This window comes from Peristeroidobacter soli (assembly GCF_004138485.1).
GTDB classification, from domain to species: domain Bacteria; phylum Pseudomonadota; class Gammaproteobacteria; order Steroidobacterales; family Steroidobacteraceae; genus Steroidobacter; species Steroidobacter soli.
The window spans coordinates 273,570-293,991 of record NZ_RYEV01000010.1 but is presented as its reverse complement, the minus strand read 5'-3'; the positions used below and the strand labels follow the sequence as shown (position 1 = coordinate 293,991).

Below are 20,422 nucleotides of genomic sequence, written 5' to 3'. Positions count from 1 at the left end.
TCACAGCTCGCTGGCGTCGAGCGAGAGGTGCTGCGGGCCCGGCGGAGCGTTGAGTCGACGAGCGAAATCCCGCTCGAATTCCCGAGCGGCTTTCTGCAGCGGCGCGCGTATCGCTTCCACGTCGTCCCAGCTGCGCGCCTTGACCGCGTTCTGCAGATCGGCGGCGATCCGTTCGATCTGACGCGCGCCGATCATGCCGGAGGTGCCGAGCAACGTGTGGATCTGACGCTTGAGCGCGGCGCCATCGGCGTCGTCGAACATTTCATCCGTTTCACGCACCGAAGATAGAAACGTCTCACAGATGCGGCGCATCGGCGGCAGCTGCCACTGCAGATTGCGCCACAGCTCCTCGAAGATTTCGGCCTCGATGGCCGGCAGCTTCTGCACCGTGCTCGCGAGCGACTCCCCGAGGCTGGCCGCACCGGCTCTGGAGCCCGGCTTGGGCGCCAGCCATTTGCACAGAATGTCGTTGAGCGCGCCACGGCCGAACGGCTTGGGCAGGAAGTCGTCCATGCCGGCATCCAGACAGCGCTTGCGATCCTCGAGCATGGCATTGGCGGTCATTGCGATGATGGGCACGTGCCGGGTGAGCAGCTTGCGGATGCGCTGCGTGGTCTCGAAGCCATCCATGCGCGGCATCTGACAATCCATCAGGATGAGATCGAACTCCTGGTGCCGGAGCAGTTCGATCGCCTCCGCGCCGCCGCTCGCGATGGTGGCCGGACAGGTCAACACATCCAGCATGCTCTTGACCACGTATTGATTGGCCGGATGGTCTTCCACCACCAGGATGCGGCCGCGCGGATTGTTGAAGATGCGCAGACTGGTGTCCTCGGGCGCGGGCTCGTCCGAGATCTGCAGGGGCAGCGTGAGGCGGAACGTCGAGCCGGCGGGGCCGGTCCGCAGCAGCGTCAGGCTGCCGCCCATGGCCACGCTCAAGCGCCGGCAGATGGACAGACCCAGGCCCGCGCCGAGATGTTTCGCCGACGCGTGAGCCTGCACGAACGGTTCGAAGATGGTCTCGCGCTTGTCTTCGGGCACGCCTTCTCCGGAATCGATGACATCGATGATGCAATGGCTGCCATCGAACTGAGCATCGACGCGCACGCCGCCCTGGTTGGTGAACTTGAGGGCGTTCGAGATCAGATTCACCACGATCTGACGGATGCGCTGCCGGTCGCCGAGCAACGCCGGCGGGAACGTGCCGAGCAGGTTGGTCTGCAGCTGCAGCCCGCGCGAGTTTGCCTGTGCCCGCGCTTCCTCTACCGCCTCCTGCACCAGGTGAGTGAACGAGAAGGTCTGTCGTTCGAGCGTGAAATCGCCGCCTTCCATGCGGCTCAGATCCAGGATGTCGTTGGCAATCTTGAGCAGCGAGCGGGCCGAGGCCTTGGCGATCGCGAGTCGCTGCGTGCCCTGGGATGAGAGCGATTCATCACGCAGCATGTCGAGTGTCGCGATCAAGCCGTGCAGCGGCGTGCGTAACTCGTGGCTCATGGCGGCGTTGAACGAATTGCGGGTGCGTCGCGCGCTGTCCACTGCGTTCTGCGCCTGTCTGAGAGCGCTCAACGCCTGCTTGGTACGATCGGCGATGCGCAGCTGGATGGCATGCCGGGTCGCGCCGGTCGCAACGAACTCGGTGATCCGGATGGCGAGCTCGCGATCCTTGTTTCCCGCACACCGTACTGGTGCCTGCGTGCTCTGGCCGTGGCGGGCGCCGTCGTTTGCAACGAAATTGAAGGGATGCAGCAGCAGGGCGTAAGGGGGAATCAGTGCCTCGATCGAGGTGCCGAGCAAGTCGGCGGGATCCGTGCCCAGCAGACGCACCACCGCCCGGTTCGCATATTCGATGCGCCCGCACGCGTCGGTGACGAGTAGCGCGTCACCGGCGCGCTCGACGAGCGCCTGCCAGCGCGCCTGCATGACTTCGTGCGCCTGAGTGATCTGCGAGAGCGCTTCGGTCGCCTCTCGCAACGCTCGTTGCGACTGCTGCAGCTCGCGCCCTTGACGTTGCAATGTCTGGCGGGCGGCGGCGACTTCGAGCTCATCGCGATCGGCGAGGCGCTTGAGGCGGCGGGTTTCGCGAGCCAGGCCGAGCAGCTGCGCGGTGACGTCCGGCGGCATGCGGTTGTAAGGGCGTGAGTCCCGCCGGGAGCTCTGGAAGAGCCAGCGCCGCAGCGTGCCGTCCCGATCACGCGCCATGGCGCGAAAGCGCCGGGCGACCTCGAACGCAACCACGTGAGCGAGCAGCATCAGCCCGAGCAGGCGGGCGGACTGTGGGGTGTTCGATGATGCAAGCGAGTAGGCCGCGACGCTCGCCATGCCGACCACGAGCACGAACAACACCAGGTCCCATTGAATGCGGCAGCGGGTGGGAAAGTAGGGGCTGCGCCGGGGCATCGCCAGCATCGCGAGCGCCGCCATGGCCACTGCGGCACTGATCTGTATCAGGCTGGTCGTGATGAAATACAGGCCCGGCAGTTTGCCGCTCGCTGCGAACGCGCTCGCCGCGAGGGTCATCAGCAGCAGGAATGCGGTTACGAGGATCGCCCGCAGGCCGTGGCGGAGCAGCTCGGCCGCGATCACCGCGGCGAGCAGCTGTGCGGACTCGATCCACGATCCATCGAACAGCAGCACGTCGATGGAAGTGAGCGCAACGGCGCCCAGTGCCACCCACCGGCCCGCAACCAGCCCGAGGATCATGATGGCCATCAACGCCAGCGGCAGCGGCGGGTATTGCGCCGGCAACACTGCGGCCGCGTCGATGATCAGGACCGGCACCGCCAGCAGCGAGCCCGTCAGCATCGCGATCACGGACGGCTGCTGCGCGCGGCTGCAGGCGAAGAATTTTTTCAATGCGTGCATCGGCGGGCATGGCGGCGGTCGGGCGCGCGGCTCCATATGTCCATGTTCGTCGGGTCGCTGAATGAAATATGTGCCAGAAATGGGACATCCGGTTGCTACTGCCGAGTTCGATCTGCTCTACTTTCGGCAAGGGCAAGCGGCGCGAAATTTATTATGAGCGGCTTGGCAGGGTCGGCGCGCGGGGCGAGTGCAGGAATCGGGCTTTCCCCGAGCGCACTCTCAGACTCTGGTCAGGAGACGGACGGGCGATGAAACTCAATAATGATTACGGTGCGTGCGTATTGCATGTGCCGGTGCACGTGATCGGATACCGTCATCGACCGGGGATGTCTTTATGAAGGAACAAGTGCTGCTGCTCGACGACGACCCCGCGATGTTGCACATCCTGGAAGGCGTGCTGGTGTCCGCCGGCTATCGATGTCATACCGCGACCCACGCCGAGCAGGCACTGGCGATCGTGGTCGCCAACGAAGCCATCTCGGTCGTGCTCAGCGACATCTATATGCCGGGCATGACGGGCTTCCAGTTCGTCGATCGCATCAATGCCCTGGCGCTGGACCGGCCGGCGCCGCGCGTCGTGCTGCTGACTGCGCAACCCTCCCTGCAGACGGCCGTGGAGGCGTTGCGTCTCGGCGTCTGCGACTTCCTCACCAAACCGGTACGTCCCGCCGAACTGCTGGATGCGGTCCGGCGGGCGATTTCCCGGGCCGCGCAGGATCAGATGGATCAGGTGCTGTCACCGGAAGTGGCGCGATTGATCGAACAATCGCAGGAGCTCACCGAGCGCTTGCGCAGACTGGCCGTGGCCGCAGAGCCGCCAGCGGCGCCAGCGAAACCCGCGCCGCTGCAGGCGGAGCCGGTGCGTGAGGCTGCTGCCTCCTCGTCGACCTCAGTCATCGAAACCATTGAAATGCTTCGCGAGCTGCGCACCCGGTATGCCCAGCACAAGCTCGACGATGTGGCGTGGGATCTGCTGCTCGACCTCGCGCGCGCCGAGCGCCAGCATCAACGCCTGTCGGTGTCCGGCCTGATGATCTCCAACTCCAATGTTTCTTCGACCACGCTGCTGCGTCGGGTGAACGAGCTGACCACCCGCGGCTACATGGCGCGCATCCCCGATCCCAAGGATGCCCGGCGTGACTTCGTGTCGCTGACACCGAAGGCGCACGAGGTGGTGACGGATTATCTGGAGCAGGCCAATGGCTATCTGAGCAAGCTCGGCCCGCAGGGCGGCGCGGTGGGCAAGGCGCAGCGGCCACCCGCCAACTGACCCTCCGTCACCATCACCTTGCAACCAACATCGTGCTTTGCATGCACGATGCAACTACTTTGCGTGAGCCAGATCGCACACGCGGAGCGCTCGGTCGTTACAGTGCGCATGTGTTCGAAACATCCCGAGGATGACACGCATGCTGCAAGCTACCACTCCCGCCGTTTCCGATTCGGCGCTGGTGCGCGCCCTGAACCCGGGCGCGGGCACCGAACTCACGTCTCCCCTGGTGCTGATCATCGACGACGACGCGACCGCACGGCTCGCCCTGGCCGCGATGCTCGGCGGTGACGGTCATCGGATCGCGTTCGCAACCAGTGCCTCGGAAGTCTGCAACCGGCTCTCCGCCATCGATCCGGACATCATCATCTGCGACTTGATGATGGATGAGATGCGCGGCGATGAGTTCTTCCGCTGGCTGAAATCCGAGGAGAAATGGCAGCGCGTGCCGGTGATCGCGGTGACGCGGCTGGATAGTTCCATCGTGCGTGCCGATCTGCTCGACTCGGGCGCGGACATCGTGCTTTCCAAGAACATCGCTCCGCGCGAGCTGCGGGCTTACGTTGCGGCTGCATTGCGCACGCGTCGCATGTATGCACAGGTCGTTGCGTCATGAGCGCTGCGGTCGACTCCGGGTCGAACGCCCGTGGCCAGTCTCGAGGTGGCTGCATAATGGTGGGGAAGTCGCAGTTACTGTCATTCTGAATCTTGTCGGCCCACGTTCGCCGATCCGCCTGCCTACCATGCCGCCCCAACGGACTCTGGCTGGATCATTTTTCAAAGGCGAACTCCTATGCAACTCTCGATACGCAATGCTGCCGGTCGTGTGGAATCCATTGAGAAAGCAACCGTCGCGGGGCGCACGGTACTGCGTCTGAAGCACGGCGAGCGTCTGGAGATCGTCGATGCCACGACCGGCGCCACGCCCGCAGGCGTGAAGGCACGTCGCGGCGGCGCCGATGGCAACGATCTGATCATCGAGGGCTTTGGCGAATCCGTGCTGATCGAAGGCTTCTTCGAGAAAACGGCGCAGGGTGAGACGCCGGTGGCCGTTGAATTTCCGGGCGGGGCGGCACCGGAAATCACGCCGGCCACGCCTGAGCTCGCCATGCCGGGTGCAGTGCTCGACACAGGATTTGCAGGAGAGAGCGCTGGCTATGTGAGCATGGCGCAGACCAGCGGCGCGGTTGTCTCTTCCGCGGGCTCCAGCGCATCGGCGGCGGCGTCGACAGGCGTTGCGTCCACGGCATCATCGGCACTGTCCAATGCGTGGTGGATTGCGGGCGGTGTCGCTGGCGCCGGTGCGGCGGGTGCCGCGATCGAGCACAACACCAGCAATGGCAACAAGGCCGAAGCGCCGCCGGCGCCGCCAGCGCCGAAGCCGGCGACGTTCGAGTTGGTGCGCTCCGCGGCCTCGGTCGATGAGGGCGACAATGTCACTTTCACGTTGAATACCACCAACGTCGCGCCGGGCACTCAGTACACCTATACGATTTCCGGCATCTCCGCCGACGACGTGCAGGGTGGCGTGCTCGCCGGCACGGTGACCGTCGATGCGAATGGTCGCGCGGTGATCCAGATTACGCTGGCCGCAGATCGCACGACGGAGGGGGTGGAAAATCTCACCGTCAGCGTCGCCGGGCAGAGCGCCTCCGTCGAAATCAACGATGTTTCCTTGACGCCGGCGTTCGTGCTGACCGAGGGCCATGACAATGTCACGGGCACCATCGGGGACGACACGATCATCGGCTCTCATCTGACTTACAACACCGGCGACGTGATCGACGGCGGCGCGGGTCGCGATCAGCTCAATCTGACTCTGCAGGGCGGCACGTCCGTGGACGGCGTCACGGTCAGCAATGTCGAGCAGGTCAACCTGCGAACCACCGAGGGCAACGGCGGCGTCGAGCTGAGCATGACCGGCTTCGACGACCGTGTCTCGCAAATCAACGTTGAATCCGCGCGTGCCGATCTCGCCATCGTGGACCAGCAGTCGCTGGCCGCCGTCTCGATCACCGACGTGTCCGGCAGCACCCTCTCCCTCGATTACGACAGCCAGGTCGTGTCGGGAGAGGCCGATGAGCTGAAACTCGCCATCGATGAATTCGTCGGCACGCTGGCGGTCGACGAGAACATCGAAGCGATCGACCTGCGTGTCAATGATGGCGTCGATGAAGGCAGCGAGCTGCAGCTCGTGGCCGGCGGCGTGACCCGAGTGACGGTCAGCGGCGGCATCGCCGGCCAGGCGGCCGCATTCGATGTCGCCATCAACGAGGATCGCATCGCCGGTGCCAGCTTCGATGCCACAGGCTTTGCCGGCAATGTGGTGCTGAATGGCGTGGGCGGTAGTGAGATCTCGGACCTGCGCCTCGGTGCGGGCGACGACACGGTCGTCGTTGACGATAACGGCGGCGACATTTCTTACGGTGACAGCTTCGATCTCGGCGACGGTAACGATACGTTGACGGTGGGGCACGACGTGCATGGCACGGTCCGCTTCGGTACTGGCAACAATGCGATGAGCGTTGGCGAGGACGTGGGCGCCTCAGCGCAGGTGAGCTTCGGGGCCGGCGACAGCGTGCTCGACGTGGACCGCGATATCGAAGCCGACGCGTCGGTCAGCTTCCTGAGCGGCAACAACACGGTCCGTGCCGCCAGCGTGGTGGACAGCGCCAGCATCGTCTTCAACGGCGACGGCGATAACCTGCTCGACCTCGAGACCGAGTTCTACAGCTTCATGCCGCAGAACGAATATGGCCGCATCGGCGGCAGTGCGTCGGTGAGTTTCAACGGCGCAGGCAACAATCGCCTGATCGCCGGCGAGATTCTCGATGACGCGGCCGTGACTTTCGGCGATGGCGACAACACTGCCGAAACCGATGACATCGAAGGCAACGCTTCGGTGACGTTCGGCGACGGCGATAGCTCGCTGCAAGTGCGCGGCGAAGACGGCGACATCAGTGGCAATGCCACCGTCAGCTTCGGCGGCGGCGACAATCAGCTCAGCGTGGGCGGTGACATCCGCGATGGCGGCAAAGTGACGTTCGGCGATGGCGACAACGAGGCCGGCGTTCGCGGCAGCATTCGCCATGCGTCGCTGGAGTTCGGCGACGGCAACAACGAACTGTCGGTGGGCGGCGAGATGCAATCCGCGACGGTGAGCTTCGGCGCGGGCGACAACACCGTCCGTGTCGAGACCAATCTGCATTTCTCGACGCTCCAGTTCGGTGACGGCGATAACAAAGTGCGGGTCGATGAAGAATTGCGCGCGACCAGCGTCGAGTTCGGCGCGGGCAATGACGCAATGTTCATCGGCACGGCGGTTCGCGACGGCTCGCAGCTCGACTTCGGCGCGGGCAACGACGCGCTCAAACTCGGCGATGGCGGCGAGGGACGCGTGCATGTGCATGGTGGCGACGACGCAACCGTCATCGACATGGGGGACGGCGACGACACCGTGACGATCACCGGCAGCGACGATGAGGAGACCGACACCCTGGTGCGCTCCGGCGGCTTCCTGCGGGGCGGAGAGGGTAACGATACGTTGACCGTGCAAGCGGTGGACACCATCGAGGCTCTCGTGGCGCGCACTCAGGCGCAGCGGGTCACCCTGACGTTCGATGGCAACTATGCGCTCGACCAGATCGTGAGCGTCAGCGTCAATGGTGTGGACTACAGCTACACCGTGCGGTCCTCCGATATCGTGCAGGGTGACGCTCTGGGCACTCGCGAGAACGTCGCCTCTGGCCTGAAGGCCGTGATCCAGCAGGATCAAAATGCGGCACTGACCGTGGCTGCCGGCGCGACGGACGACAGCTTTATTCTCGAGGGCACCATCGGTGCCGCCGACGTGGCCGTCGCGGCCGAAGGCCTCACGAGCGAAGTGACGTGCATAGCCGATGCCGGCATCAGCGGCTTCGAGACGCTGAACCTGATCGCCCTGAATCCGGTGAAAGACGAGGATGACAACGACGACGCCAACGATGACGACAACACCGCAGCCGACATCACCGCCGACTTCTCGTTGATCAGCGGTGTGCAGCAGATCAACCTCAGCAGCGAAGTGACGCTGCGTTCGAGGCAGGCGCTGGAAGAGGGGGTCGTCAACGGCACCTATACACGCAACCATGCGGGCGATCCCGTCACGTTCACGCTGCTGAATCTGCCTGCCGGCCTCGGCGAGCACATCACGGTCTCGGGCAACGAGGTGACCGCCACTGGCAATCGCCAGGTGGAGCGCTTCCAGATCGGTGCCGAACCGGGCGATCACCAGATCGGCGATGTGATCACGATCGAGATCGACGCTGTGAAATACAGCGTCACCGTCACCGCCGACGATCTGTCGGGCGCGACCGCGCAGGAGGATGCCGACAACATCGCGGCCCGTCTCGCGCAGGTGGTGGCGGCCGGCGAGACCGGCTTCACCGTGGCGGTTGACGGCAGCGTGATCACGCTGATTGGCAACAGCGGCGATGATGTCGATGTCGGCTTCGACAGCGACAGCGCCAGCGACGGCCACGAGCAGATGCAGAGCGCGACACCGGTGGACGATCAGGACATCGATGTGTCCGTCAACGCGGTGCTGGCCGAGGAGGCGGATACCGACAACGATACGCTGGCGCTGACGATCAAGGGTACCGGCGACTTCGATCTGGGTATCGACGGCGCGTGGGACGGCTTCACCGTGTTCACTCCGCAGCCGATGATCGCGTACGAGAACCTGTCGATCACGGTGCAGGACAACTTCAGTCATTACATCGACACCGACGAGAACGACGACAACCGGGAATTCGTTCGCGGCAGCATCGCGTTGGCGGGCGGCATCGCCGGCGCCAGCATCGTCATCGACGACGTGATGGCCAGGAGCGTCACGTCGAGCTCGGCCGCCAACGTCAAGGTGGTGTTCGACTCGCATGCCGATCAGGGCGAGCACTATGACTTCGCGGTCAGCACGCTCGGCGGCGCCGACGTGGTCGACATGAAGGGCGTGATCCTGTCCAGCCTCAGCACGGTCGATCTCGGCGAGGGCAGAGACCGTCTGATCATCGGCAACGGTCGCGAAGCCGCCGACGACGTGACCAGCGGTTCGGCGCCGACCGACGAGGGGCGCATGTTCCGTCACGTCAGCAACGTCGAGGAGCTGGAGTTCCATGGCGAGGATGCCATCACCTTCGATGACGACGCGTTCGAGTCCGGTTTCGACCAGCTGATCGTCGGCGCGGACAGCAACCTGCTGTTCCGGGTGGGCGATGAGTTCGCGCGCGATCTCACCGTCGACATCGCGGATGACGTGCGGATCTCGATGGAGATCTACAACGACCACGACATCACGGTCACGGCACAGGATCGCCTGGACGCCACGGTCCGGCTCGCCAGCGGCTCCTCTGGTGACTTCACGCTGACGGCTGCGGATGAGGCTGAGGTGGAGTTGAAGAGCAATGGCACCGGCGCGGTGAGCGTGGCAGTGGCCGCGGGCAGCGAGGTGGGTATCTCGTTCGGCGAGAACAGCGTCAGTGCAGCCGATGTGACCGTCATTCAAAGCAGCAGCGACAGCAACGCAATCAAGTTCGAGGAATTGACCCAGGCACAGAACGTCGTGGTCGACATCACGATGTACGGTCATGGCGAGGACACCACGGTGGCCGATCGCAACGGTGACCTGCAGGCATACGACACCAATCTCGAAGTCGATGAAGGCTCGGCCGGCATCGACAAGCTGGTGCTGCGTACCGATGAGGATCGTGGCGCGAGCTACGACGTGATTGCGGTGATCGACGACAGCTGGGCGGTGAGCGACGGCAATGCGTCGAGCTTCGACCTCACGGTCGATGCCACGGAAGTGAGCGCAACGCACGTGTTCCTCAACGGATCGCTCGAGACCGAGGCCAGTCTGCAACTGCTCGGTTCGAAGAGCTCGGAGAACATGCTCATGGGCGGCGCCGCCGGCGATTCGCTCAAGGGTGGCGATCAGAGTGACGTGCTGCTCGGCGACCGCTATCACGACGATGAGTTGTTCGCAGCGTCGGACACACTCGAAGGCGGCGGCGGTCGGGACTACTACGCCATCAGCGAGTCGCAGTTCGACACCATGGACACCATCGTGGGTCTGGATCTGGGCGCGGGCGCGCCGGGCACCAGCGATTATCTGATGCTGGGCATGTACGCCGAAGCGGAAGCGTACGACGGGCCGGGCAGCGACTGGACCTCATATTTTGAAATGGACCGGCTGCTCCAGATCGACACGGTCGTGAACGACGGCTCGGCGGTGGACATCGAGGGCCTGGATCTGCAGGCCGCGGTGAACTCGCTGTTCCAGGCCAACGGCGTGTTCGAGCAGAGCGGCCCGGCGGCGACCCATGCGGCGGGTCTGTTCAACTGGGGCAATGACACCTATCTGATCGCGCTGGGCGATCAGGCAGGCAGCGGCTTCGGTAGCGACGACTACATCGTCAAGGTGACGGGCGTGGCCGGTACGCTCGACGTGAGCGACTTCTTCCAGCCGGCCTAATCGCTGCGAAATCATGGGGCAGGCGCGGCGTCTCGTGGAAGGCGCCGCGCCGTTCGCCGGAACTCTGAATCAGTGTCGATGGGGATACGTCATGGTGGCGTCGGCGGAAGTTCAGGCGTCTCTCGTGGCGACGCCCGTGCTTGAAGTCAGTGGCATCCGGCAGTTCCCGGGGTATGTCTATGGGCTGCGCGCTCCCTGTGTAGTGGCCCGCATCGGATTTGAGGACTCGGCGCTCTGGCGTGCGGTCGCGGGTCGTGCGCTCGAATCGCTCTCTCATCTATCTCTGGATGGCAATGATGCCGGCGCAGCGCCGGTCGACGTGCTGTCGTGCCTGACGCGGTCGATTCAACTATTGCAGGACGCCTCGGGATTGCCGGACACCGGCGCTCCCCGTGTGTTCGCGTTGCCGTCGAAACAGTGGCTGCTGGCCGTGCCGTCGCTGGCGCCGGCGGCAGCGCTCGAAGCCTTGCTATGGACCGCTCGCTACTTGAATGAGCTCGCCTCCAGAGCCGAGGGCGAGTCATTGTCCGAGGACATGCAGGCCGAGCTGAAACGTTTGCTGGAACGCATGAATCGCCACGCACCGGGCGGCGCCAACAATCGGTTCTTCATCAGCGCGGCGTATCGACAGGGCATTCCCTGCAGGCCGCTGCCTGGCGGCATCTATCAATACGGGTGGGGCCGGCGCGCGCAATGGCTCGACAGCTCGTTCACTCAGTCGACGTCCAATATTTCCACCCGGATCGCGCGAAACAAATTCGTGACCAATGCGCTGTTGCGACAGGCTGGCCTGCCGGTGCCCGCGCAGAAGGCGGTGCGAACGCTGGAGCAGGCCCTCCAGGCAGGCCGGGATCTGGGATATCCCGTGGTGATGAAGCCCACCGATCGGGACGGCGGGGTCGGCGTGTCGGCCGGACTCAGGTCGCAAAGCGAGTTGCGCGCGGCCTTCGATAGGGCGAGGAAACATTCGCCGAATCTGCTGGTCGAGAAACATCTCGAAGGCCGCGACTATCGCGTCTATGTATTCCGGGGCCGGGCGATCGCCGCGATGATGCGGGTGCCGGGGTCGGTCACGGGCGACGGGGTCAACACCGTGGCCGCGCTGGTTGCGCAGGTCAATCTCGATCCGCGGCGAGGTGGGCATCTTTCGGCCCCGCTGGTGCGTCTGGAGCTCGATGAGGAGGCGCTGGGGCTGCTTGCCGCCGAGCGGCTGACGCCCGAGTCGGTGCCCGCGGCTGGATGTTTCGTCCGCCTGCGACGCTCGGCCAATGTGTCCACCGGCGGCATGCCCACACCGGTTTTCGATCAGATGCATCCGGACAATGCGCGACTGTGCGAGCGCGCGGCGCGGGCACTGAGACTGGATCTCGCAGGCATCGACCTGCTGATGCCGGACATCAGCCGGTCGTGGAAGCAGGTGGGAGCGGGGATCTGCGAGGTCAATGCGCAACCGCAGATCAGCAGCGTGGCCTTGCGGGAAACCTTCGATCTGCTGATGCACGAGCTGGTCGAAAAGCGTGGGCGTCTTCCTGTCGGGCTGGTGCTCACTGCGGGCCTCGACGCGGCCATCGTGCAGGAAGCGGCGGACATGCTCGCTCAACGCAACGTGTGTGTTGGCGCGAGCAGCGGGGCAGGCTTGCGGATCGGTGCGCAACGCATTCGGTCCAGTCGCGGTAGTGTCTTTGATGACGCGCACACGCTGCTGATCGATTCGTCCGTCGAAGCCGTCATCATCGGCACCGACGGCGCGGAACTTCTCTCCAGCGGCGTGCCCATCGACCGTTTCGAGGTGCTGGTGATCTCGGGCTGGAGCCTGACCGCCGAAGGCGACACCAGAATAGCCGCCGCGCAGTTGCGTTCCGTGCTGACCCTGCTCGCTCCGCACTGTGAAGGAGAAGTGCTGGTGGTTCGAGATCACCTGGCCGCCTCAGTGGCCGCCAGCGTCTTCGGCATGAAACGATTACGTTTCGTGGCTGCAACCGATGAGCTGCCTGCGGCGCTGGCCCGCGCGGTGTTTGCTTCGCTTTGAACGTGTTCCGGGACGCACTGTGAGGTGCTCCACACTTCCAGGGCAGCGGCCGATATTAGTTACATTCATTCCGGATCAGACTCGACCGGATCGCTGCGCGCGGCCCTGTAGAGTCCGCTCCGCGATCCCGATGCGATCGCGCGCTCGCTGCACACCGCAGCTTCGGAGATCGGATGTTCCTCGCTCGTCTCTTCATGGTCGCTTCGGCAATGCTGGTGGGTGTCGTGCCACGGGCCGGCGCCACCGCGCCGGGAAACCCTGAGCTCGTGACTCTGGTTGAGCGAGTGCTCGCGACTCATCCAAGCGCCGGCGCGGCGCGCGCTGAAGTCGACGCCGCTCGTTCGGAGCTGAGCGCCTCTCGGTGGGCACGGTTTCCCGCGGTGTCGGTCGAGAGCTTCGCCGATCGCCGCAATGGCGGCGATGTCTCGGCCGCAATCTCGGTGGAGCAGCCGTTGTGGACCGGTGGGCGGATCAGCGCCTCCATCCGGCAGTCCAGCGGTCGCCTCGATGCCGCCATGGCAAGCATGGATGAAGTCTGTCTGGATCTCGCGCAACGCGCCGTCCAGGCGTACATCGACGTGCAGCGGCTGCATCGTCGTGCCCGAATCCTCGAGGACAGTCTGGTCGAGCACCGCAAACTGGTCGACTCCATGCGTCGTCGCGTGGATCAGGAAATCAGTCCTGCCTCGGATCTGGAGCTTGCCCAGTCGCGCACGCGTCAGACCGAGATCGACGCTCTGCAGACAGAAGCCGAAGCCGAAATTGCACAGCTGCGCTTGAGAGAGCTGACTGGCGATGACAGCCTGCGGATCGCCGGAGTGTTGGATTATCGCGAAGAACAGAACGCCGCCACCCCGGCCGAACTGCTGCGTGCGGCGCTCGATTTTGATCCGAGCGCACGACGCATCGCTGCCCAAGCGAAGATCGCCGCAGCCGAGGTGTCGCTGCGCAAGAGCGCGCTGATGCCGCAGCTGGGCGTTCGCTATCAACACTATCTGGGCAGCGACAGCGATCTGGACGACGAGCTGGGCCTGGTGTTTCGGATTCAGGCCGACGGCGGGCTGTCGCGTATGTCCGCGATCAAGGCGGCGAAGCAGCGTGAGCAGGCAGCCTCGCTGGCCATCGATGCCGCGAGTCGCGAGCGACAACAGATCGTTCTCGCGGCGCTGACAGAAAACGTCACCGCACGACGTCGCGCGCAAGCAGGACGCGATGCCACGCTCGCCGCGAAGTCGGTCACCGATTCGTTCCTGCGCCAGTTCGCTGCCGGCCGGCGCACCTGGCCGGAAGTGTTGAACTCGGTGCGGGAGACCGCCACCGCCGAGCTCACCCAGATCGATGCCGAAGCTGGCGCCGTGACTTCATATGTTCGCTTGCTCCTGCTGTCCGGCCAGTGGCGGCCCGACGAGGTGCAGTCCTCGGAGAAGAATCGATGAAACAACTGACAGCACTCGTGGCCGCGCTCGCCCGCAGGCAACGGGTCGAGCTGCCGCCGGATTGGGCCGGTCCGCTCGCCTCGCTCGACGGCGAGGCCGCCGATCGGGAAGCACTGGCGCGACTGTGCGCAGCGTTGGGCTGGAACGCGCCCGAAGCATTGCGCGACTTGCCCAAGGCGCAGCACTTTCCGTTGCTGGTTCATCATGCGTTGCTGGGCTGGGCCATCGCTGATCAGTGGCAGACTCAAACCACGGTTCGAGTCCTGACCGAGGGCGGCGTGCAAACCTGGTCGCTCGATGACACCCCGCTCGAGTTCTATCGGCTGACGATTCCGGGCCGGCCGCCGGGCCACGATCGCTCGCAGTCGTTCCAGATTTTCGCGCGAGCATTGCTGTCGCGCCGGCGCATGCTGGTCGAGGCGACCGTCGCGACGGCGGTGCTCAGTCTGGTCGGGCTGGGCGTGTCGCTGTTCTCCATGCAGGTGTATGACCGCGTCATTCCTCAAGGTGGGATGGCGACGTTATGGGTGCTGGTGTTCGGCGTGCTGTTCGCGATCGGCATCGAGTTCCTGCTGCGTTGGTTGCGCGCGATCTCTCTGGAGCGCGAGGCCGCCTCGATCGATGCGGACGTGTCGGAATATTTCTTTACGAGACTGCAGGCGCTGCGACTCGACGCACGACCGGCATCGGTCGGCACGCTGGCGGCGCAGATGCGCGGATTGGAGCAGGTGCGCTCCGTCATGTCGGCGGCATCCATCTATTTCGTCGCGGACCTGCCGTTCGCGCTGCTGATGGTTGGCGTCGTCTTTCTGATCGGCGGCAGCCTCGCGCTGGTGCCGTTGATCGGCTTGCCGATCGTATTGCTGCTGGCGTGGGGTGTCGCACGGGCCGTGCGCAACGAGACCAAGCGCGCGCAGGCCAGCAGCTATCGCAAGAACGGTCTGCTGGTCGAAGCGATCGCGGCGAGCGAGATCGTCAAGGCCACGCGCGGTCATTGGGAGTTGCTGGCGCGTTGGAACAAGCTGATCGACGATGTCACTGTCGATGACGAGCGCGTGCGACGCTGGACGGCGCTCGCGCAATCCGGCGCCAACTTCATCCAGCAGATCACTTACGTCGCCATGATCGCGATCGGCAGCCTGGCGGCCATCGACGGGGAGATCACCATGGGTTCGCTGATCGCCTGCTCGATGCTCGCGGGCCGAATCAACGGACCGCTGCTGTCCCAACTGCCGGGCCTGATCATGCAGTGGAGTTACGCTCGCAGCGCGCTGGACGGCCTGGATCAGCTGCTCAAGCTGCCGGTCGATCGAGAGCCCGGCGCGGATTATCTGCGGCCCGCCACGCTGTCCGGTGCGCTGTCACTGGAGTCGGTGCGCTTTGCCTATCCCGGCGCGCGCAGTGGCCTGGACCTGCACAGCCTGACGATCCGGCCCGGCGAGCGCATCGCCATCCTGGGGCCGGTCGGTTCGGGCAAGAGCACGTTGTTGAAGCTGCTCGCCGGTCTGTACCGGCCACAGTCAGGAAACATTCTGCTGGCGGGTCTGGACATGAATCAGATCGCCGAAGACGCGCTGCGCGAGCATGTCGCCTATCTGCCTCAGGACTATCGGCTGGTGCAGGGAACGTTGCGCGACAATCTGCTGCTTGGCCGCCCGAATCCGGGCGACGACGCGCTGATGGCCTGCGCGACACAGGCGGGCCTGGCGCAGTTCATTGCCTCACATCCGCAAGGTCTGGATATGCCGATTGCCGAGGGCGGCAGCGGCGTCTCCGGCGGGCAGCGACAGCTCGTCGGCCTCGCTCGCATTCTGCTGGCGAAGCCCGGCCTGTTGTTGCTCGATGAGCCGACCGCGGCCTTGGATCAGGATAGTGAGAAGCGCGTGCTCGCCGCGCTCGATCGCAGCGCTGGCGCCGACAGCACCCTGGTTCTGGTGACTCACAAAATGTCTCTGTTACAACTCGTCCGGCGCGTCATCGTGGTGGCGGGCGGCAAGATCGTGATGGATGGACCGACCGCGCAAGTGCTCGAGCAGTTGCGCCGCTCCGCTGTCGCAGCCGCCACGCCCATGGCCGTCGCCGCTGGAGGCCAAAGCGCATGAACTCGAACAAGTCCACCGCACGAGAATCCGCACCGGGGCTCGTGATCTTCGTCTCGCTGCTGGCAGTGACCGGCTTTCTCGCCTGGGCACACTGGGCGGAGCTCGACCAGATCAGCCGCGCGACCGGCCAGGTGATTCCCAGCGGCCGGGTGCAGGTCGTGCAGAGCGCCGATGGCGGTGTCATCACGGATCTGCGTGTCCGGGAAGGCGACCGCGTGACTCAGGGACAACTGCTGGTCAGACTCGACAGCATCAAAGCCAAGGCGGGCGTCGATGAGAGTCGGGGCAAGGAAGCGGCACTGCGCACCGCGCTCGCGCGAATCGAAGCGGAGCTCTACGACCGGCCGCTGGCGTTCGATCCGTCGCTGCGTGCGTATCGGGAATTCATCGCCAATCAAACCTCGCTCTATGAAAAGCGCCGCGACGCGCTGAGCGCCGAGCTGGCCACGCTGCAACAGATGCACTCGCTGGTGAGTCAGGAGCTGACGATGAACCAGCCGCTGCTCGCGACCGGTGACGTGAGCCGCTCGGAGGTCCTGCGCCTGCAGCGGCAGGAAGCGGAAGTCGGCGGCCAGATCGTCAATCGTCGCAACCGGTATCTTCAGGAGCTGCAGACGGAGCTGGCCAAGACTCAGGAGGAACTGGTCAGCGCGGAGCAGATCCGCATGCAACGCGAGGATCAGTTGAGTCGCACCGAGCTGACCGCGCCGGCGGACGGCATCGTCAAGAACGTGCGCTTCACCACGGTCGGGGCGGTGCTGCGTCCGGGGGATGAGATGCTGCAGATCGTTCCCACCAACGACGTGCTGATCGTGGAAGCCAAGGTGCGCCCGGCGGATATCGGCTTCATTCGCCCGGGCCAGTCGGCGAGCGTCAAGTTCGACGCCTACGACTACAAGATCTACGGGTCGGGCGTCGGCGCGGTCTCATATATAAGCGCCGATACGCTCACCGAGCAGTCGCCTCGCGGCGAGGTCTCCTATTACCGGGTCCACGTCGGCGTGGATGCCGGGGAGATGCAGCAGCGCCGGCCGGAGGAACGGATCGAAATCCAGCCGGGCATGACGGCGACGGTGGAGATCAAGACTGGCGAGAACACCGTGTTGAGATATCTCTCCAAGCCGATCACCAAGACCCTGTCGGAGGCGCTCACCGAGCGTTGATGCTCGCCGTCGCCGTCAGGACCTCGGTGCCGAAACTTGCGATACAGGCGTGCGGCACCGGGGCCACGCCAAGATATTTTGCGTAACGCTCCGCGCCGCGAAGTGCGTATCTCGGCGAATAGAACGGGCGCAAATCCGCGCCTTCCAGTCCAAGGATTTGCCGGTCCGATAGCAGGCACTCCTTGGAGGCGTCATCGACGCTCAACTGCTGTTGAACTCGCGCGTTACGCAGCGCGCGGCCGAACTCGCGCAGCTGCAGTTGTACATCGCGCATGATTGCTCTCCCGACGATCCCGACGAATCACGATGGGGTCACGCTAATCGAAGCCCCTCGCGAGCGCTGAAAAGAAACATCCGCGCTGCAGGTAATCCGCGATGGCGAAGCGGATAGTTGCATTCATCGTGCACTCGAAACGCTGCGACGGACCGGGAAAACTCGTTAGATTGCCGTCACAGCATGGCAACGCCCGACACACAACCGAGCAGCGACGAATCACTGAGCGAGCACGAGCTCGGCATGAGGCCGCGGCCGCGCGTGCTGGTGGTGGACGATGAGTTGCGGACGCTGCGAATCTTCCGTCGCGTACTGCTGCAGATCGATGCGCACTGCATGGTGCTCGAGCGGGCCGCCGATGTAGCCGCCGTGCTGCGCGATCACTCGAGCATCGAGGTCGTCATCAGCGACCTGCACCTGTCGGGCATCGACGGCCTCGAGCTCATCCGACAGATTCGCGCCCGGTTCGGCGAACGGCGAAACATTCAATTCATTCTGGTGAGCGGCCAGATGTCGATGGAGTCGGCCATCGGGGCGCTGCGACTGGAGGCGATCGATTTCCTGTTCAAGCCGGTGATGCCTCGCGACCTGCTCGAATCCGTGCGCCGGGCCATGTTCAAGACGCGCGGTCCGATGACGGTGTCCTCGCCGATGCGTGAGCATTTGTCTCACTACGGCCAGGAATACGATTCGCTGCGCTTCTTGAAGCGGCTGCACGGCACGCGAGTGCGTCTGTTCGGGCAGACGCTGTTGCCCGATCCGGCATGGGGAATTCTGGCGGAGCTGATGCGCGCCGCATTGACGGGGCGACGCGTCGCGGTCACTGCATTGTGTGTGGCCTCCAAGGCGCCGTTCACTACCGCGCTACGACGCATCGACGATCTCATCGACGCCGGTCTCGCGGCTCGCAGGCGTGATCCCAGCGATCGGCGTCGTTCCTATATCGAGCTGACGGATACCGGACACCAGAAGATGCAACGTTACTTGCGCAACGTCGCGGTGGACCTGGTGCGCCCCTCGGAACGTCCCGGCAGGCGGTGAGTTGCATGCGAAGTGCATCCATCTGTAGCGCCGCCCGCCGCGACTGCACGCACAATGACTTCAGGCAACAACAATCCAGCGGAGCATGAGTCCATGAGCCACCTGAATCTGCGATCGCATCAGATTTCTCTGGAGCTTCCCGGCGAGCGGTTGGAATGTGACGTGGATCAACGCCGGGCCAGGCCGCCGGGCCCGCAGCAGGAGGACGGGCTGAGTGCGGCCCGCGGCATCCTGATCGCCCTGGGGTTGTCCGCCTGCCTGTGGGCGATCGTGTTCGCGCTCGTTGCGTTGTTCTGAGCCGGTATGAACATCGATCCCTGGCTCGGTCAGTCCGATGACCTGGTGCGCCGGTTCACCGACGTGCTGCTCGTCGAGAACCGCTATTCGATCTACACCTGCGCCGACTATCGCGCCGATCTGCGCGGCCTGGATCGCTGGCTGCAGCAGTTCGAGGGCTGCACCCTCGCGAGCGCCAGCGACCAGCAGTTGCATCGATACCTTTCAGAGTGGGTGAGCAGTCGTGCCACGGCACGCAAGGTTCCCCGCGTGCTGCTCAGTCTGCGGCGCTTCTATTCCTTCCTGTGTGACAGCCACGCTCGTGACGACAATCCGATGCTTCATCAGAGCATCGCGCACTGGGACGAGCAGCGGCGGCCCAGGGCGACCACGATCCGGCGTCAGCGCGAGAGCGCTCGCGCCGTCGCTGCCCGAGATCGCGCCATGTTGGCGCTGATGATCTCGGGTGGGCTGCGGGCCGCGCAATTGATCTCACTACGCCTGAGCGATCTGCATCTCGAGCAGGGCAGCCTGTCGGTGCGGGGCCGGCGTCTGGTACACAGTGTGTCGCTGAGTGACACCCTGGTCGCGATGTTGAAGGAATTCCTCGTCGATCCTCGCGAGGTGCTGCTCCAGGGGCGTGACTGCGTGCACGTTTTTCCATCCTGCGGCGGGCGGGCGTTGACCGGGCGGGCGTTCTGGGACGCGTTCCGGCGCCGGGCCGAGGCTTGTCGCACGCTGGTCACGTATCGAGAGGCGCCCGCCAGGAATGCTTTCGTTTCGAATCTTTCTGGCGCGCGGCTGCGGATCGAACCGGGCAAGATTTCGACATCGAAATGTTTCAGTACCGGGATGGAGCCGTCATGAGTTCCGTTAACGTCGATTCGAAGTCCGTCACCAGCACGAGCGCCGCCAGGGCACCCGTCGATCCACACGTCACCAGCCGCACCGATGACATCGTGATCGGCCTCGGTGTGCGCACCTCCGGCAAGTTTCAGACGGCTGGATCCATCTTCGTGGATGGTGCGCTCGGGGAGGCGGATGTCGAATGCTCCTCGCTGTCGATCAGCCGCGGCGGTGAGTTTCACGGCGTCGCGAAGGCGGCCCGCGTGGAGATCTCCGGAATGTTGAGCGGCGAGGCGATCGCGACCGAGGAGATCGTGTTGCGTGCTTCGGCCGTCGTTTCTGGAAGAATCTCCGCTCCGTACATCGTCGTGCACCGGGGCGCCTGTGTCACCGGCGAGGTCAATTCGATGGAACGGCGCGCCGAGCCCAACAAGGTGCCGGCCACGCTGCCGGCATTCAGCAAATATCGTCCGAAGCGCGGCTTGCACCTGTTCATGTTCTCGGTCGCCATCGGTCTGGCGCTGTCGGGTGGCGCGGCGTTCGCGTGGTGGAGCGGCGATCGGAACGTCGAGAAGACCAACACCATCGCGGATCGAAACTAGCCGGGGTTGCGGG

Annotated in this window: 13 protein-coding genes; 11 read left to right on the top strand and 2 right to left on the bottom strand. The window is 64.6% G+C overall.

Annotated elements, in window-relative coordinates; genetic code table 11:
- Window positions 1-2,853: a response regulator gene (locus EKO19_RS35790; RefSeq protein ID WP_175597318.1), complete on the bottom strand. Its 2,853-nt coding sequence runs from the start codon at window positions 2,851-2,853 to the stop codon at window positions 1-3.
- Between the two features lie 343 nt (window positions 2,854-3,196).
- Here EKO19_RS35790 and EKO19_RS35785 point away from each other — a divergent pair, with 343 nt between their 5' ends.
- From EKO19_RS35785 to EKO19_RS35755, 7 genes are all read left to right on the top strand, one after another.
- Window positions 3,197-4,132 carry a response regulator gene (locus EKO19_RS35785; RefSeq protein WP_129782219.1) on the top strand — a complete coding sequence of 312 codons (936 nt, stop codon included), beginning with the start codon at window positions 3,197-3,199 and terminating at the stop codon, window positions 4,130-4,132.
- A 139-nt stretch (window positions 4,133-4,271) separates the two neighbouring features.
- Window positions 4,272-4,748: a response regulator gene (locus EKO19_RS35780; RefSeq protein ID WP_157995595.1), complete on the top strand. Its 477-nt coding sequence runs from the start codon at window positions 4,272-4,274 to the stop codon at window positions 4,746-4,748.
- Between the two features lie 177 nt (window positions 4,749-4,925).
- Entirely contained in the window at window positions 4,926-10,640 is a 5,715-nt protein-coding gene (locus EKO19_RS35775; RefSeq protein ID WP_129782217.1) for a beta strand repeat-containing protein, read from the top strand.
- A 91-nt stretch (window positions 10,641-10,731) separates the two neighbouring features.
- Entirely contained in the window at window positions 10,732-12,669 is a 1,938-nt protein-coding gene (locus tag EKO19_RS35770) for an ATP-binding protein (RefSeq protein WP_157995594.1), read from the top strand.
- Between the two features lie 173 nt (window positions 12,670-12,842).
- Window positions 12,843-14,105 (top strand): TolC family protein, encoded by a 1,263-nt coding sequence (locus EKO19_RS35765; RefSeq protein WP_129782215.1) that lies wholly within the window; start codon window positions 12,843-12,845, stop codon window positions 14,103-14,105.
- A complete protein-coding gene (locus EKO19_RS35760; protein ID WP_129782214.1) occupies window positions 14,102-16,207 on the top strand; it encodes an ATP-binding cassette domain-containing protein in 2,106 nt (701 codons plus the stop codon). The genes EKO19_RS35765 and EKO19_RS35760 overlap by 4 nt, the downstream gene beginning before the upstream one ends.
- Window positions 16,204-17,370 carry an HlyD family efflux transporter periplasmic adaptor subunit gene (locus EKO19_RS35755; protein ID WP_129782213.1) on the top strand — a complete coding sequence of 389 codons (1,167 nt, stop codon included), beginning with the start codon at window positions 16,204-16,206 and terminating at the stop codon, window positions 17,368-17,370. The genes EKO19_RS35760 and EKO19_RS35755 overlap by 4 nt, the downstream gene beginning before the upstream one ends.
- Here EKO19_RS35755 and EKO19_RS35750 read toward each other — a convergent pair.
- Window positions 17,357-17,644, bottom strand: coding sequence for a helix-turn-helix domain-containing protein (locus EKO19_RS35750; RefSeq protein WP_129782212.1), 288 nt, complete (start codon window positions 17,642-17,644; stop codon window positions 17,357-17,359). The genes EKO19_RS35755 and EKO19_RS35750 overlap by 14 nt on opposite strands.
- 183 nt (window positions 17,645-17,827) lie before the next feature.
- Here EKO19_RS35750 and EKO19_RS35745 point away from each other — a divergent pair, with 183 nt between their 5' ends.
- The 4 genes from EKO19_RS35745 (at window position 17,828) to EKO19_RS35730 (ending at window position 20,409) form a co-directional block, all read left to right on the top strand.
- Complete coding sequence (locus EKO19_RS35745) at window positions 17,828-18,685, top strand: response regulator (protein ID WP_129782211.1); 858 nt, start codon at window positions 17,828-17,830, stop codon at window positions 18,683-18,685.
- A gap of 93 nt (window positions 18,686-18,778) precedes the next feature.
- The gene (locus EKO19_RS35740; protein ID WP_129782210.1) at window positions 18,779-18,982 is read left to right on the top strand and encodes a hypothetical protein; all 204 of its coding nucleotides are present in this window, start codon (window positions 18,779-18,781) and stop codon (window positions 18,980-18,982) included.
- A gap of 6 nt (window positions 18,983-18,988) precedes the next feature.
- Window positions 18,989-19,828 carry a tyrosine-type recombinase/integrase gene (locus tag EKO19_RS35735; RefSeq protein WP_129782209.1) on the top strand — a complete coding sequence of 280 codons (840 nt, stop codon included), beginning with the start codon at window positions 18,989-18,991 and terminating at the stop codon, window positions 19,826-19,828.
- Window positions 19,825-20,409 carry a bactofilin family protein gene (locus EKO19_RS35730; RefSeq protein ID WP_157995593.1) on the top strand — a complete coding sequence of 195 codons (585 nt, stop codon included), beginning with the start codon at window positions 19,825-19,827 and terminating at the stop codon, window positions 20,407-20,409. The genes EKO19_RS35735 and EKO19_RS35730 overlap by 4 nt, the downstream gene beginning before the upstream one ends.
- Window positions 20,410-20,422 lie beyond the last annotated feature (13 nt).

Coding starts and splice junctions, on each gene's coding strand:
- EKO19_RS35785 (WP_129782219.1), top strand. CDS start 3,197: ATGAAGGAACAAGTGCTGCTGCTCGACGACGACCCCGCGATGTTGCAC.
- EKO19_RS35780 (WP_157995595.1), top strand. CDS start 4,272: ATGCTGCAAGCTACCACTCCCGCCGTTTCCGATTCGGCGCTGGTGCGC.
- EKO19_RS35775 (WP_129782217.1), top strand. CDS start 4,926: ATGCAACTCTCGATACGCAATGCTGCCGGTCGTGTGGAATCCATTGAG.
- EKO19_RS35770 (WP_157995594.1), top strand. CDS start 10,732: ATGGTGGCGTCGGCGGAAGTTCAGGCGTCTCTCGTGGCGACGCCCGTG.
- EKO19_RS35765 (WP_129782215.1), top strand. CDS start 12,843: ATGTTCCTCGCTCGTCTCTTCATGGTCGCTTCGGCAATGCTGGTGGGT.
- EKO19_RS35760 (WP_129782214.1), top strand. CDS start 14,102: ATGAAACAACTGACAGCACTCGTGGCCGCGCTCGCCCGCAGGCAACGG.
- EKO19_RS35755 (WP_129782213.1), top strand. CDS start 16,204: ATGAACTCGAACAAGTCCACCGCACGAGAATCCGCACCGGGGCTCGTG.
- EKO19_RS35750 (WP_129782212.1), bottom strand. CDS start 17,644: ATGCGCGATGTACAACTGCAGCTGCGCGAGTTCGGCCGCGCGCTGCGT.
- EKO19_RS35745 (WP_129782211.1), top strand. CDS start 17,828: ATGGCAACGCCCGACACACAACCGAGCAGCGACGAATCACTGAGCGAG.
- EKO19_RS35740 (WP_129782210.1), top strand. CDS start 18,779: ATGAGCCACCTGAATCTGCGATCGCATCAGATTTCTCTGGAGCTTCCC.
- EKO19_RS35735 (WP_129782209.1), top strand. CDS start 18,989: ATGAACATCGATCCCTGGCTCGGTCAGTCCGATGACCTGGTGCGCCGG.
- EKO19_RS35730 (WP_157995593.1), top strand. CDS start 19,825: ATGAGTTCCGTTAACGTCGATTCGAAGTCCGTCACCAGCACGAGCGCC.